The following is a 14934-nucleotide window of genomic DNA, read 5'->3' on the forward strand; positions in this document are numbered from 1 at the left end:
TCTCTCATCATCGCCCTGTCAACATAAGCCCCGCTGCCGGGTAGCCTGAACCCATGTCCGTGGTGAAGATCAACGCAATCGAGATCCCCGAGGGTGCGGGTCCGGAGCTGGAGAAGCGGTTCGCTCAGCGCGCCGGAGCAGTGGAGAACCAGCCAGGATTCCTGGGCTTTCAGCTGCTGCGCCCCGTAAAGGGCGAAGACCGCTACTTCGTGGTCACCCAGTGGGAATCCGAGGAGGCCTTCCAGGCCTGGGCCACCGGTCCGGCGGTCGAAGCACATGCCGGCCAGCAGGCCAAGCCCGTGGCTAAGGGCGCCCACCTGTTGGAGTTCGAGGTTGTGCTCGACGTGACCGGGGCCGCCGCCAAGGCGTGAACGGGGGGTTGCTGCGCGCGCGCATGACGCGCGCCGTCTCAGTGTGCACGGTGGCCGTGGTGGCGTTGTCGGTGGGCAGCACAGCGGGGTGTGGCATCAAACTGCGGCAGGTGCCGCACGGTGATGTCGATACAAGCACGCCTCCGGGCCTGCGCTCGCAACAGCTCATCGACATGCTGAATTCGAACTGGCCGATCGGTAAGCAAGGCGTGGCGACATTGGCCGCCGCCAACAAGGTCGATGACTACACCGAGATCATGACCAAGTTGTGGGTCGACCGGCCGTACAAGGTGAGCTCGGTGGATCTCGCCGCGAACAGCTCCACCGTCCACCTGATCGCTCCCTACGGCGCCAATGTGGACATCGGACTGCGCACTAATGACAAGGGAGATGTCGACAGGCTGGTCCCCTACCAGCAGCCCCCGACGATCGCCGACTGGTCCGATATCGACACCGCGCTGTCGGCATCCGGCGGCCGGTACTCCTACCGGGCCTCCAAGATTGTCAACGGACAGTGCGAGCAGATCGCCGGAACCAACACCTCCGAATCCATGCCGTTGGCTTCGGTTTTCAAGCTCTACGTACTGTTGGCCACCGGCACCGCGATCAACGCGGGCACCCTCAAGTGGGATGACCAACTCACCGTCACCGATCGCGGCAAGGCGCTCGGAAGCTCGATGGACAAGCTGCCGACGGGCTCAACCGTCTCGGTGCGCACCGCCGCTCAGAAAATGATTTCGGTGAGCGACAACATGGGCACCGACATGCTGATCAACCGCCTGGGTCGCCAGGCGATCGAAAAGGCCCTCGCAGACGGCGGGCACCATGACCCGGCGTCGATGACCCCTTTCCCCACCATGCACGAGCTGTTCAACATCGGCTGGGGCATACCGGATGTCCGCCAGCAATGGAAGGACGCCACCACACCCGCACAGCGTGGTCAGATGCTCGCCGAGGCGGACACCCACGACTACAAGCTGGATCCGGACCGGACCACCACGCCCGCATCGAAATTCGGCATCGAGTGGTACGGCAACGCCGAGGACATCTGCCGTGTGCACGCGGCACTGCAGAAGGTCGCGGTGGGTGCGGCCGCCCCGGTCCGCGACATTCTGTCCGCGGAGCCCGGGATCGACCTACACAGCGAGAACTGGCGCTACATCGCCGCCAAGGGTGGCAATCTGCCCGGTGACCTGACGTTCAGCTGGTACGCCGAGGATCGCCACCATCAGCCGTATGTGGTGAGCTTCCAACTCAATTGGGACCGCGCATTCGGCCCTGGCGCGGCCGGGTGGGTGATCGGCCTGGCCAAGGGCGTCTTCAAGAAGCTGGGATGAGCGCTGGCTAGCCGGTGACGGCGGCCTCGGCGTTGACGGGCTTACGCCCGATCACCGTGGCGAATCCGATACCGATCGTCGCCCACATGATGGCCTGCGTCGTGAACGAGTACAGCCGGAACAGATACAGGTCATGCGCCGGAAACCCCGGATAGACGATCTTCCCGTCGGCATCGAGCAGCGGTTGCGGCGCCTCGACAAATCCGGGCGTGACCGCGATGACGAGCCCCACCAGCACGACGAACACCGCGGCGGCCGTGAGCGTGGCCGTCCAGGTGTCCACGCGCTGGGATAGCTTTCGGCCCACCCACAGCGCGACCGCGAGTGCGATCGCCGCGACCAGAATCATCAGCACGAAGTACCCGGTGCGCTCCTTGATGGTGCCCTCGGCGCTTGCTGCCGGCGGATTGGCCGGGAACTTCAGAAACGGCACCACATACAGCACCAGGAACAGACCACCGGCGACCGCCAGAGCCTGTGCGCGCGGACTGAGATTGCCGACCCGTCCGATCGCCACCACGTACGCCACCGCGAAGAGTGCGCCCATCGCGATTCCGAATCCGATGACACCGAGCGCCAAACCCGCATTTGCCTGCGCGAAACGGCTGAACAGTTCCGCGCCCTCATGATGGGCGTGAACGCCGGCTGCCTCGTCGAGCGCGGCTTGCGCCTCACCCCGGCCCTCCTCGTAAGAGATGGCCCTGTTGATGACGGGCTCGACGAAGATCCATCCAAAGATGAAGGACAGCAACCCGCCCAATGCGCCGAAGCCCAAGCCGCGCAAAATTATTGACTTTTCCATGTATTCGGTCCGCTGCTAGTGGCAGGGGAAACCGAGCAGATGGCGGGCGTCATGCACGAACTCATGAACGTGCATATCGCTACCGAAGATCGACACCGCACCCTGGTCGATGCCGATGAAGTAATAGGCGAGCAGCCCAAAGAGGGTAGTCACGCTCAACCACAGCGCAGCCTGGGGAATCGACACCGCAACCGGATGGCTGGCGGACGTTGTGTGTGCCATATTGCTCCTTTTCGGGATACCGCGTCCCGGGTCCGATCGTCGTCTTCTGGAATCGACAGGTCGGGGTCTGACTTTTACAGTGGCGCGACCGTCCTGGGATCACACCAGGTTCCCGTCCTGTCGAAGGACGAACTGAGCTTAGTCGACGCGGCTGGTCTGCGCCTTCGAGTGATAGTTTTGGCCTCGCATTGGTTTCTCCATGAGCACCAAGAAGCGCTCCTGGAGATCGCAAGAGGGAATCCGGTGTGAGTCCGGAACTGCCCCGCAGCGGTATGTGGAAACGACAGCGGCACTAGAAGCACTGGGTCAAGTACCCGGGAAGCGGCCGCCGGTAGGTGAGGCTCGTAGATGAGCCTCGAGTCCACGAGTCCGAAGACCTGCCAACGCGGCCGCACCTCCTGGTGCGGTCATTCGCCAGTGCCGAGGGCCCGCCTGGTGGGTAGTGCCTATGCGGCGTATCCGTCATGCCCGAAGTGTCGGCGACCCGACGACGCAGGAAGATCGATGCTCGCAGCACAGCACGGACGGCCAGTGTTCCTGGCAGCGGTCGGCGGTCTGGCAGCACTACTGCTGCTGTCGGTGACGGCACTCGCCTTCGGCACCGCCGACGTGCCATGGCGCGACTGTCTGCATTTCCTCTGGGCAGGCGCGACCGGCGGCTCCGTGCCGGCCGCCGACGCGGCGAATTACCGAATCGTTGTCGAGTCCCGGCTGCCGCGGGTGATTCTCGCGATCCTCGTCGGTGCGGGGCTGGCGGTGGTGGGCGTGCTCGTACAGGCCATGGTCCGCAATGCACTTGCCGATCCGTACGTTCTGGGCATCTCCTCGGGCGCCTCGGTAGGCGCCACCGCGGTCGTGGTCTACGGGGTACTTGGCACCCTCGGGGTGTACGCACTCTCCCTTTCGGCCTCATTGGGAGCGCTTGCAGCAACCGCACTTGTCTACCAAATCGCCCGTACCCCACAAGGTCTGATACCTCTGCGGCTGGTGCTGGTGGGCACTGCGGTGGGGTACGGCCTGTCCGCGGTGACAACAGTGCTGGTGTTCTTGGCGCCGAACGGCGAAGCGGCGCGCAGTGTGATGTTCTGGCTGCTCGGCAGCTTGGGGGCGTCGTCATGGGACAAGGTGCCGGTGGCGCTGGCGGCGACCGTGATCGGCTTCCTATGCGTTGCAGGGCTCGCGCGTCAGCTCAACGCCCTCGCCATGGGTGACGAGGTGAGCGCGTCGCTGGGTTTACACGCCGGCCGCTTCAGGGTGTCACTGTTCGTGTTGTCCGCCGCCATGACGGGATGTTTTGTATCCATCTGCGGAGCAATCGGATTCGTGGGGCTGGTCATTCCACACGCGGCACGGCTGCTGGTCGGGGCGGACCATCGCCGGGTCTTGATCGTGGCTCCGGTGCTGGGCGCGTGCTTCCTTGTGGCCGCCGACCTCATCGCGCGGACCGCGATTCCGCCGCAAGAACTGCCTTTGGGCGCGATCACGGCCGCGGTCGGGGTGCCCGTCTTCGTCGGGTTGATGCGTCGCCGCGCGATGTCCGCGGGAGCGGTGGGCTGATGGACGTCACCTACCGGAATGTGTCGGTCGATATCGGGGGTACTCGGATCGTTTCCGGCATTGACCTCGAGGTCGGGGCCGGTGGGTTCGTCGGCATCGTCGGCCCTAACGGCAGTGGTAAGTCGACGACCCTGCGCTGCCTCTATCGCGCACTTGCTCCAGCCACCGGTGACGTCACAGTCAGTGGCGTGTCGGTGCGGGCAATCAGCATGCGGGAGAACGCTCGTCAGGTGGCCGCACTCACCCAGGACATGTCCTTGGACTTCGATTTCACGTCTGCCGAAGTCATCGCCACCGGCCGGTTACCGCACGGCACGTCCCTGCGCGGCACCTCCGAACTGGACCGACGCATCTGCACGGAGGCCACCGAGACGGCGGACGTGACCGCACTCGCCCACCGCAAGTTCAGTTCCCTCTCCGGCGGGGAACGTCAGCGAGTTCTCATAGCCCGCGCTCTCGCGCAACAGCCGCACGTCCTGGTGCTGGACGAGCCGACGAATCATCTGGATGTGCGCCATCAATACTCGATACTCAGTTCGGCTCGGACACTGGGCATTACCGTCATCGCCGCACTACACGATCTCAATCTCGCGGCACAGTACTGCGACACGATCCATGTCATGTCCGAAGGACATGTGGTGCTGTCGGGATCACCCGACCAGGTCATTACCACCGAGTCCATCGGCCGCTGGTTCGGCATCGGTTGCCACGTCATCGCCCATCCACGAAGCGGCGTCCCACAGATCATCTTCGATGCTCAGCCAGAGAGGCAGGATAAGGAATGAAGGCACTCACCGGTTTGGCGCTCGCAATGTCGCTACTATCGGCCAGCTGCGCGACCATCGAGGCGCAAAGACCCGGAACAACACGGGTTTCTGTCGATAATTGCGGTGCACCACTGGATGTTTCGGTGCCAGTCACCCGAGCCGTCAGCAATGACACCGGGGTTACCGAACTCCTGTTCGCGCTCGGCCTGCAGGACCGGATGGCTGGCTACTTCATCGACGCCGGACAAGATCGCGACGTCGAAAGCTCGCCGTGGAAGGCACAGTTCGGATCCACCACCAACCTGGGCCAGGGATTCACCCGTGAAGCCGTGCAAGCCGCGCGCCCCGACCTCGTGTTCGCCGGGTGGAGCTACGGATTCAACGAAACCTCCGGGCTCACCCCCGATTGGGTGCGTTCCATCGGGTCGGTGCCCTATCAGTTGACCGAGGCATGCCGTCAGCCCGGAACCGTGCGGCGCGGCATCAAGCCGCCCCTCGATGCCCTCTATGAGGACCTGACCAATCTGGGAGTCATCTTCGGGGTACAGGACCGCGCGGCATCACTGATCGCCAACTACCGCAAGACCATCGACGACGTGCAGTCACGTATTCCGCACGGCCAGCCACCCGCACGCGTCTTTCTATATGACAGCGGTGAGGCCGAACCATTCACCTCCGGCAAGAAGGCCGCACCACAACAGATCATCGAGAAGGCCGGTGGCCAAAATGTCTTCGCAGATCTCGATGACAGCTGGACTACCTCCGCGTGGGAGACCGCCGCCCAGCGCGATCCGCAGGTGATCATCATCTGTGATTACGGGGTGGGCCCCAACAACACCGCCAACGCAAAGATCAACCTGCTCAAGGCGCAGCCCCTCATGAAGCACACCCAAGCGGTCCGCGACGGAAACTTCCTCGTGCTGCCGTACGCCGCGCTGGTCGAGGGACCGCGCAACCCGGACGCCATCGTCACTCTTGCGAACTATTTGCGCGACAAGGGATTCTGAGAATAGTTCACCGGAAACGCCGAACGCCCGGCCGCCGCGTAACGCGACAACCGGGCGCTCGAACAGAACTGCCTACTCCGAGGCGGAGGCTGCCAGGTCGGCAGCGGGCTCCTCGCCGGTGACCAGTGCGGGCTTCGGACGTCCGACGAACGTGAACTTCGCGTCCTCGCCGGTGCCTTCGCCATCCCAACCCTCGACGTCGACGGTGACCAGCTCGCCCGGCCCCACCTCGTTGAAGAGAATCTTCTCCGAAAGCGCATCCTCGATCTCTCGCTGGATGGTCCGGCGCAACGGCCGCGCACCCAACACCGGATCGAATCCGCGCTTGGCAAGAAGCGCCTTGGCCTGGTCGGTGAGTTCCATGGCCATGTCCTTGGTCTTGAGCTGCTTGCCCACCCGTCCGATCATCAGGTCGACCATCTCGATGATCTGTTCCTGCGTAAGCTGCTCGAAGACGATGATGTCGTCGATGCGGTTGAGGAACTCAGGCCGGAAGTGCTTCTTGAGCTCGTCGTGAACCTTCTGCTTCATCCGCTCGTAGTTCGAGCCGCTGCCGCCCTCGGAGAACCCGAGGCCCACAGCCTTCGAGATGTCCGAAGTGCCCAGGTTTGAGGTGAAGATCAGCACAGTGTTCTTGAAATCGACTGTGCGACCCTGGCCGTCGGTGAGACGTCCGTCCTCGAGGACCTGCAACAGGGTGTTGTAGATCTCCTGGTGCGCCTTCTCGATCTCGTCGAACAGCACAACGCTGAACGGCTTGCGACGCACCTTCTCGGTGAGCTGTCCACCCTCTTCGTATCCGACGTATCCCGGAGGAGCACCGAAAAGCCTTGAAGCGGTGAAGCGGTCGTGGAACTCGCCCATGTCGATCTGGATGAGCGCGTCGTCGTCGCCGAACAGGAAGTTGGCCAGCGCCTTGGACAGTTCGGTCTTACCGACACCGGACGGGCCGGCGAAGATGAACGAACCCGAGGGGCGCCGCGGATCCTTCAGACCGGCACGCGTACGGCGGATCGCCTTCGAGACGGCCTTGACGGCATCTTCCTGGCCGATGATCCGCTTGTGCAGTTCCTCCTCCATGCGCAGCAGCCGAGTGGTTTCCTCCTCGGTCAGCTTGAACACGGGGATACCGGTCCAGTTACCCAGCACCTCGGCGATCTGCTCGTCATCGACCTCGGCCACAACATCCAGATCACCTGAACGCCACTGCTTTTCGCGATCTGCCCGCTGCGCGACCAATTGCTTCTCGGAGTCGCGCAGGCGCGCGGCCTTCTCGAAGTCCTGGGCGTCGATAGCCGACTCCTTCTCCCGGCGCGCATCGGCGATCTTCTCGTCGAACTCGCGCAGGTCTGGTGGAGCAGTCATCCGGCGGATGCGCATGCGGGCTCCGGCCTCGTCGATCAGGTCGATCGCCTTGTCCGGCAAGAACCGGTCGTTGATGTACCGATCGGCCAGAGTGGCCGCCGCGACCAGCGCGCCGTCGGTGATGGAGACCCGGTGGTGCGCCTCGTAACGGTCGCGCAGACCCTTGAGGATCTCGATGGTGTGCTCAACAGTCGGCTCACCCACCTGCACCGGCTGGAACCGGCGCTCCAGGGCGGCGTCCTTCTCGATGTACTTGCGGTACTCGTCGAGGGTGGTCGCGCCGATCGTCTGCAGCTCACCGCGAGCAAGCTTGGGCTTCAGGATCGAGGCCGCGTCGATCGCACCCTCGGCCGCGCCCGCACCGACCAGGGTGTGCAGCTCGTCGATGAACAGGATGATGTCGCCGCGGGTGTTGATCTCCTTGAGCACCTTCTTGAGGCGCTCTTCGAAGTCACCGCGGTAGCGGCTGCCGGCCACCAGGGACCCGAGGTCCAGGGTGTACAGCTGCTTGTTCTTCAGTGTCTCGGGCACCTCGCCATGCACGATGGCCTGCGCCAGGCCCTCGACGACGGCGGTCTTACCGACGCCGGGCTCACCGATCAGCACCGGGTTGTTCTTGGTGCGACGGCTCAGCACCTGCATGACCCGCTCGATTTCCTTCTCACGGCCAATGACCGGATCGAGCTTGCCCTCCATGGCGGCGGCAGTCAGGTTGCGGCCGAACTGGTCAAGAACCAGCGAGGTCGACGGAGTTCCAGCCTCGCCACCGCGGCCACCAGTACCGGATTCGGTGGTCTCCTTGCCCTGGTAACCGCTCAGCAACTGGATGACCTGCTGACGGACCCGAGTCAGCTCGGCACCCAGCTTGACGAGCACCTGAGCCGCGACGCCTTCACCCTCACGGATGAGGCCCAGCAGGATGTGCTCGGTGCCGATGTAGTTGTGGCCGAGCTGCAGCGCCTCGCGCAGGCTCAGTTCCAGCACCTTCTTGGCGCGCGGCGTGAAGGGAATGTGCCCGGACGGTGCCTGCTGCCCCTGGCCGATGATTTCCTCGACCTGGCTGCGCACCCCCTCCAGGGAAATACCCAGCGACTCCAGCGACTTGGCGGCGACGCCCTCGCCCTCGTGAATCAGACCCAGCAGGATGTGCTCGGTGCCGATGTAGTTGTGATTGAGCATGCGGGCCTCTTCTTGGGCCAGCACGACCACCCGCCTTGCGCGGTCAGTGAATCTCTCGAACATCGGTCTCCCTCGCTTCCTCGTCCGGCCTTTGCGCAAGCGGTTCATCGTGCCGCTCGGGGTTCCCCCCAAACGGCTCATCCCCGCTGGCACTAGGACCTAATCGCCACTCTAGTGGTCGGCCGTAGTCGGCGCGGTGCTCGCATACCTGGAGATGGCTCCTGAGTGCTCAGCGGAGCCCATCGGAACCCGGTGGAACCGTCCCCAAAAATACGAATCACCGCACCCGGCGGTGCTTGTTAGGCAACCGAACAACGCCAGATGCGGTGAAAACGTTTCCGATTTTGATCCGACTTCGCCGTAAGCGAAATTCCCGGGGGACCCGCAAGTCGACGGATTTTAGGAGGCGGTCTTAGTTGGCAGTCTTAGTTGGCGGCGTTGAACGCGTCGACAACTTCGGCGGGAATGCGGCCACGCGAGGACACATTGTGACCGTTCTTGCGTGCCCACTCGCGGATCGCGGCGCTCTGCTCACGATCGATGCTCGCGCGCCCGCGACCCGACCCTGAACTCCCCCGGCCACGACGGCGCCCACTGACGCGACGAGCATGCTCGACCCATGTAGTGAGCTGATTACGCAGCTTCTCCGCATTCTTAGAAGAAAGGTCGATCTCGTAAGTCACGCCGTCAATACCGAATTCAACGGTCTCGTCGGCTGGCGCCTCGCCATCGACGTCATCGACAAGCGTAACCGTGACCTTCTTAGCCATTCCCTTTGTCCTTCCGAAAGCGGAACCCCCGTTGGTCCACTTCAAACATGCCACGGATTGCCGCAAAGTTCAACATACGCGCAAGGCTGCGCGTGTTCCACTCAAGGCAAGCGATTCACTACACGCATAGTTGACTCATAGTTGAAAAGCGAGACAAAAATTCGGACGCGTAGATCAAAGCGTAGGCCGGACGATCGGAAACAGGATCGTCTCGCGAATTCCCAGTCCGGTAAGCGCCATCAACAACCGGTCGATACCCATGCCGGTTCCCGCCGCCGGCGGCATTGCGTGTTCCATCGCACTGAGGAAATCCTCATCGAGGCTCATCGCCTCATCATCACCAGCCGCGGCCAAACGAGCCTGGTCAACGAACCTTTCACGCTGAATCACCGGATCGATCAACTCCGAGTATCCCGTTGCCAATTCGAAGCCCCGAACATACAAATCCCACTTCTCGGTCACGCCGGAGATGCTTCGGTGCTGACGAGTCAGTGGAGACGTCTCAACTGGGAAATCTCTGACAAACGTCGGCGCGTACATTTTGTCACCGACCTGGTGCTCCCACAGTTCTTCGATGAGTTTTCCGTGCCCGTAGCCGCGGTCGGTGGGAATCTCTGCGCCCACTCGCTCGGCGATCTTCCATAGCGTGGCAATCGGTGTATCAGGCGTGATCTCCTCGCCAAGAGCTTCCGACAACGACGGATACATTTCCATCGTCGTCCACTCACCGTCCAAGTCGTAGGTCGACCCGTCGGGCAACGCCACCTGCCTGGTTCCCATTGCGTCGTCCGCTACCTCCTGTATGAGCTCGCGGATCATTGTTGCAGCGGTGTCGTATGTGCCGTACGTCTCATATGTTTCCAGCATCACGAATTCGGGAGAATGCGTCGAATCTGACCCTTCATTTCGAAAAACTCTGTTGAGCTCAAAAATCTTGTCGAAGCCGCCGACGAGCGCCCTTTTCAGGAAAAGTTCCGGCGCAATACGCAGATACAGGTCGATATCGAGTGCGTTGGAATGCGTAATGAACGGCCGGGCCGCGGCACCTCCGGCGAGGGTCTGCAGGATCGGTGTCTCCAACTCCAGGAATCCCCGTCGGTGCAGAGCATCACGAACGGCGCGCATCACCGCGACACGCTGCCGGGCAATCTGGCGCGCCTCGGGTCGCACGATGAGATCCACATATCGCTGGCGCACTCTGGTCTCTTCGGACATCTCCTTGTGAGCAACGGGAAGCGGGCGCAATGACTTGGAAGCCATCTGCCAGCTGTCTGCCAGGACGCTCAGTTCGCCTCGGCGTGAGCTGATGACCTCGCCCTGTACGAACACAATGTCGCCGAGGTCCACATCGGTTTTCCAGTCCGCCAGGGACTGCTCGCCGACACCGGCAAGGCTGATCATCACCTGTAATGAGGTGCCGTCGCCCTCCTGGAGCGTCGCAAAACACAGCTTGCCGGTATTCCGGGAGAAAATGACGCGACCTGACACACCCACCTGAACACCCGTGCTGGTGTCCGTCTCCAGGTCCACGTACGCATCACGAACCTGCTTGAGGCTGTGGGTTCGGGGTACCTCCACCGGATACGGTTCAATACCCTCGGCGAGCAGCTTTTCGCGCTTGGCCTGCCGGATGCGAAATTGTTCCGGCAAGCTGGTCTGCGCGTCAGGATCAGTCACGTCTCGGCAGCTTAGCGGTAGTGCTTCTCCGGGACTGTTTCGCCGATTCCGGCGTCCGAAAATTCTATTTCGCCGAGCGGGGCTTACCGCGCTGGTCGGCCCGGTTGCGCTCGTACACCAATCGCAAACCGTCCAGGGTGAGGTGCGCCTCGTAGCGGTCCACCGTGTGCGTCTCAGGAAGGATCAATGGGGCCGTGTGTCCGGTGGCCACCACCGTGGCACCGGCGCCGCCAAAGCCTTCGATATCCCGGCGCACCCGCTCGACAAGCCCGTCCACCAGCCCGGCGAATCCGAAGACCGCCCCCGCTTGCATGCACTCGACGGTGTTCTTGCCGACGACGGAACGCGGCCGCGTCAGCTCCACCCGTCGCAGGGCGGCACTGCGGGCGGCTGCGGCATCAGAGGACACCTGCACACCCGGCGCGATGGCCCCTCCCAGGAATTCACCCTTGGCCGACACCACGTCCACACAGATCGAGGATCCAAAGTCGACCACGATGCACGCCGAACCAAATCTATGGTGCGCGGCAAGGCAATTCACAATTCGGTCGGCGCCGACCTCTTTCGGGTTGTCGACGAGCAGCGGCAAGCCCGTACGCACGCCCGGCTCGATGAGGACCTGCGGAACAGCCGACCAGTACTGATCGAACATTCCCCGCATTTCGTGCAGCACCGAGGGCACGGTGGACAGTGCCGCGACACCGGTCAGTGTCTCACTGTCATCGCCGATCAGTCCGTCGATGGTGAGGGCCAGCTCATCGGCGGTGATCTCGGGTTCCGTGCGAATCCGCCAGTGCTGAACAACCTTGGCATGCTCGCCGGTGCCCGATACCAGTCCGAGGACGGTGTGGGTGTTACGTACGTCGATGGCCAGCAGCACGGCTACACCAGACCGCGGGGCGATACCAGACCGAAGTTCTCGGGCACGTAGGCCGGATCGCCAGAGTGCTCACCCAGCTCAACCTGCTTGTTGTCCGAGTCGACGAACACCACACGCGGCGTGAAGGCGCGTGCCTCCGCATCACTCATCACACCGTAGGCGATGATGATCACCAAGTCCCCAGGATGTACCAGATGTGCTGCGGCACCGTTGATCCCGATGACACCGCTGCCACGAGTACCGGTGATCGCATACGTCTCCAGCCGAGCACCATTGTCGATGTCGACAATGGTGACCTGCTCGCCCTCCAGCAAGTCGGCGGCCTCCATGAGGTCTGGATCGATGGTGACCGAGCCGACGTAATGCAGATCGGCATGCGTCACGGTGGCGCGATGGATCTTCGATTTCATCATCGTGCGGAACATCATTGTCCTCCAGTCAGTTTCGCCAGGGCAGTGCGTGATCGGGGTCCGCGGGTCCGGAAGAGCCGATTCCGCCGCCCAATTCCAGGGGAACGTTGTCCAGTAGCCGGGTAGTACCCAGCTTGGCGGCCACCAGCATGCGGCCGGGTCCTTGTGCGGGTGCGGGGCCCAGATCGGCGCCGCGAACCTCCAGGTAGTCCACCTCGATCGCGGGCACCTCGTCGAGTACCGCGCGGGCCGCGTCCAGTGCCGATTCCGTGCCGGCCGAAGCCGAGTAAATTCCGGCAAGTAGCGCGGCCGACAGTGCACCGGCCTGCTCGCGGTGTTCCTCGCTCAGGTAGACATTCCGCGAGGACATCGCCAGCCCGTCCGCCTCACGGACAATCGGTATCGGAACGATGCGCGTCTTGAGGTTGAGATCGGCGACCATCTGCCTGATGAGCACCAGCTGCTGGTAGTCCTTCTCGCCGAAGTATGCCTGGTCGGGAGCCACGATCTGCAGCAGCTTCAGCACAACTGTCAGCATGCCGGCGAAATGCGTTGGACGCGAGGCACCCTCAAGTTCGGCACCAAGCGGTCCCGGCTGGACGGTGGTGCGTTGCCCATGGGGATACATCGCCTCCGCATTCGGAGCGAACACCAGCTCGACACCCTCGCCACGGAGCTTTTCGACATCCGATTCCAGGGTGCGCGGGTACGCATCGAGATCCTCGCCGACGCCGAACTGTAAGGGATTGACGAAGATCGACACCACGACCACCGCGCCGGGCACCTTCCGGGCATGCCGGACTAGCGTCAGATGGCCCTCATGTAGCGCACCCATGGTCGGTACCAACATGATCCGGCGTCCGGTGTGCCGCAATGCCTTCGACACGTCGTACATCGTGTCGGGATCATGGTGAACGGTCAGTTCTCCACTGAGGTAGCCCTTCGGCCCCTTCGGCCCATACAAACTCGTCATCAAGCAGCCCTACCTAGTCCGGGGTTCCAGTGCGGCGAAAACCGATTGGGGTGCGTGCGCCCGCTGCGCAGTACGTCGAGCATCGGCGCGGTATGCCTCGGCCAGCGCCGGATCCGCCTCGGTCAGTGCATCCAGGTGGCGCCCGATGGCCGCGCCGTCTCCCCGCGCCACCGGACCTGTCAGAGCTGACTGCCCACGGTCCAGCGCATTGGTGACGGCGGCACGAATCAACGGCGCCAGCATCCGTTCGGGCAACCCGCCCGGTCCATCACCGATGGTCTCCTGCCCCAACAGTTCCTGACCCCATAGCGCCGATCGCAGCGCCTCAACCGCATCTAGTACCAGCGTCACCACGTGGTTGCTTCCGTGCGCCAGGGCGGCGTGATAGAGAGTGCGGGCGTCCTCGCGCACTCGTACCGGCTCGCCGCCTATCTCCAGCACCAGCGCCGTACCGATCGCGTAACCGATCTCGTCGGCCGCGGTAATTCCAAAGCAGGCATTGGGAAGTCGCTCAATATCCTCATCCCCGCCTACGAACGTCATGGCCGGATGGATGGCCAGCGGCACGCACCCGAGGGCAGTCAACGGCTCCAGGATCGTGATGCCGTTGGCGCCCGACGTGTGCACCACGATGGTTCCGGGCCGTACCGAACCGGTAGTGGCAAGCCCCGAGACCAAGGCCCCCAGCTCGTGATCCGGTACTGCAAGGATCAGTAGCTCGGCACGCGGAGCGACCTCCTGGGCGGACAGGACCTGACTTTCCGGCAGTCGTTCCTCGGCACGCCGACGCGAGGCATCAGATACCGCGCTGCATGCGACAACGAAATGGCCCGCCGCCTCCAGCGCGACGCCCATGGCAGTACCCACTCGGCCGGCCGAGATAATCCCGACAGCCAGACGCGCGGGCCGCAAGCCATCAAGTGGCCCATCGGCTTGGCTATCGACATTGAAAGCCTCAGACATGCTGAACGAGACACCTCGCAGACTAGATACGTTCCAGTCCTGCCTGGCAGGTACCGGACGGTCATCAGCAGGCTAATCCCACCGGGGCGCTACCGGCAGTGCCCTGAGCCGTTAGATTGCTCACTTTCGCGCACGGTGACGAAATCCGCAGAAAGTCAGTCCTCGCGGCGCCGGCGGCGGCCGCCACCGGACTCCGAGGACTCTGAAGGATCTCCCTGGAGACGTCCCAGCAGGTCGGCGACCGAGAAGCCACCCGTTTCCTCAACATGGCGGCGACCGCGCGACTCCTCGGATTCTTCGGGTTCCGGAGCCCGCCGACGACCACGTGGCTCTTCGGATTCCTCGGGTTCGGGGGCCCGTCGGCGTCCGCGCTTCTCCTCAGGTTCCGGCGCCCGGTGTCCCCCGGAGCTCTCCGGATAGCTCTGTTGTTCCGGGGCCGGCGGTGGCGGCGGGTAAGAAGGCTCGGGCGCCCAGTGCCCACCGCCGGCATTCTCGGGCCCGGCCGGGGCCTGGTGCCGTGACGGCGATCCGGAATGACGACCGACGACTGGCTCTGCCTGATACGGACTTGGAGCAGGTGCGGGTTCGTTGGATGCCCAGTTGCTTCCGCTGGTGCCGGGAGGCAACCACTGGCCTTCGGCGGGGGCCGGAGAC

At 63.4% G+C, this 14934-nt stretch carries 13 protein-coding genes, 2 pseudogenes and 2 riboswitches; of the genes and pseudogenes, 5 read left to right on the forward strand and 10 right to left on the reverse strand.

What is annotated here, in order from left to right; all coding sequences use genetic code 11:
• Positions 1-53 precede the first annotated feature (53 nt).
• Positions 54-371, forward strand: a complete 318-nt coding sequence (locus tag AOT83_RS20715; protein WP_030095802.1) for an antibiotic biosynthesis monooxygenase — start codon at positions 54-56, stop codon at positions 369-371.
• A 41-nt stretch (positions 372-412) separates the two neighbouring features.
• Positions 413-1708, forward strand: coding sequence for a serine hydrolase (locus AOT83_RS20720; protein WP_030095803.1), 1296 nt, complete (start codon positions 413-415; stop codon positions 1706-1708).
• Between the two features lie 7 nt (positions 1709-1715).
• Here AOT83_RS20720 and AOT83_RS20725 read toward each other — a convergent pair whose 3' ends face one another.
• A complete protein-coding gene (locus AOT83_RS20725) occupies positions 1716-2510 on the reverse strand; it encodes a CbtA family protein (RefSeq protein WP_057965278.1) in 795 nt (264 codons plus the stop codon).
• Between the two features lie 15 nt (positions 2511-2525).
• Positions 2526-2732, reverse strand: coding sequence for a CbtB-domain containing protein (locus tag AOT83_RS20730; protein ID WP_030095805.1), 207 nt, complete (start codon positions 2730-2732; stop codon positions 2526-2528).
• A 19-nt stretch (positions 2733-2751) separates the two neighbouring features.
• Positions 2752-2880, reverse strand: a riboswitch (cobalamin riboswitch).
• Positions 2881-2904: 24 nt separating this feature from the next.
• A riboswitch (cobalamin riboswitch) is annotated at positions 2905-3132 on the forward strand.
• Positions 3133-3236: 104 nt separating this feature from the next.
• Between AOT83_RS20730 and AOT83_RS20735 the strand changes: the two genes are divergently transcribed.
• From AOT83_RS20735 to AOT83_RS20745, 3 genes are read left to right on the forward strand one after another with little or no spacing between them, the layout of a single operon-like run.
• A complete protein-coding gene (locus AOT83_RS20735; protein WP_030095806.1) occupies positions 3237-4289 on the forward strand; it encodes an iron ABC transporter permease in 1053 nt (350 codons plus the stop codon).
• Positions 4289-5074: an ABC transporter ATP-binding protein gene (locus AOT83_RS20740; protein WP_057965279.1), complete on the forward strand. Its 786-nt coding sequence runs from the start codon at positions 4289-4291 to the stop codon at positions 5072-5074. Before AOT83_RS20735 ends, AOT83_RS20740 begins: the two co-directional genes overlap by 1 nt.
• Positions 5071-6063 (forward strand): ABC transporter substrate-binding protein, encoded by a 993-nt coding sequence (locus AOT83_RS20745; protein WP_057965280.1) that lies wholly within the window; start codon positions 5071-5073, stop codon positions 6061-6063. The genes AOT83_RS20740 and AOT83_RS20745 overlap by 4 nt, the downstream gene beginning before the upstream one ends.
• A 72-nt stretch (positions 6064-6135) precedes the next feature.
• Here AOT83_RS20745 and clpC1 read toward each other — a convergent pair whose 3' ends face one another.
• From clpC1 to AOT83_RS27020, 8 genes and pseudogenes are all read right to left on the reverse strand, one after another.
• Positions 6136-8670 (reverse strand): ATP-dependent protease ATP-binding subunit ClpC, encoded by a 2535-nt coding sequence (clpC1, locus tag AOT83_RS20750; RefSeq protein ID WP_030095812.1) that lies wholly within the window; start codon positions 8668-8670, stop codon positions 6136-6138.
• 362 nt (positions 8671-9032) lie between these two features.
• Positions 9033-9377: a histone-like nucleoid-structuring protein Lsr2 gene (gene lsr2 / locus AOT83_RS20755; RefSeq protein ID WP_030095813.1), complete on the reverse strand. Its 345-nt coding sequence runs from the start codon at positions 9375-9377 to the stop codon at positions 9033-9035.
• A gap of 174 nt (positions 9378-9551) precedes the next feature.
• The gene (gene lysS / locus AOT83_RS20760) at positions 9552-11054 is read right to left on the reverse strand and encodes a lysine--tRNA ligase (protein ID WP_030095814.1); all 1503 of its coding nucleotides are present in this window, start codon (positions 11052-11054) and stop codon (positions 9552-9554) included.
• A 64-nt stretch (positions 11055-11118) separates the two neighbouring features.
• Positions 11119-11934: a type III pantothenate kinase gene (locus tag AOT83_RS20765; protein ID WP_030095815.1), complete on the reverse strand. Its 816-nt coding sequence runs from the start codon at positions 11932-11934 to the stop codon at positions 11119-11121.
• Positions 11935-11936: 2 nt separating this feature from the next.
• Positions 11937-12359 carry an aspartate 1-decarboxylase gene (gene panD, locus AOT83_RS20770; protein ID WP_030095816.1) on the reverse strand — a complete coding sequence of 141 codons (423 nt, stop codon included), beginning with the start codon at positions 12357-12359 and terminating at the stop codon, positions 11937-11939.
• Between the two features lie 73 nt (positions 12360-12432).
• Positions 12433-13317 (reverse strand): annotated as a pseudogene (gene panC, locus AOT83_RS20775) (pantoate--beta-alanine ligase); the annotation flags it as partial.
• 9 nt (positions 13318-13326) lie between these two features.
• Positions 13327-14280, reverse strand: a complete 954-nt coding sequence (locus tag AOT83_RS20780) for a DUF2520 domain-containing protein (RefSeq protein ID WP_030095818.1) — start codon at positions 14278-14280, stop codon at positions 13327-13329.
• A 155-nt stretch (positions 14281-14435) separates the two neighbouring features.
• Positions 14436-14934 (reverse strand): annotated as a pseudogene (locus tag AOT83_RS27020) (hypothetical protein); the annotation flags it as partial.

This window comes from Mycobacteroides sp. H001 (genome assembly GCF_001440005.1).
Lineage (GTDB): Bacteria > Actinomycetota > Actinomycetes > Mycobacteriales > Mycobacteriaceae > Mycobacterium > Mycobacterium gwanakae.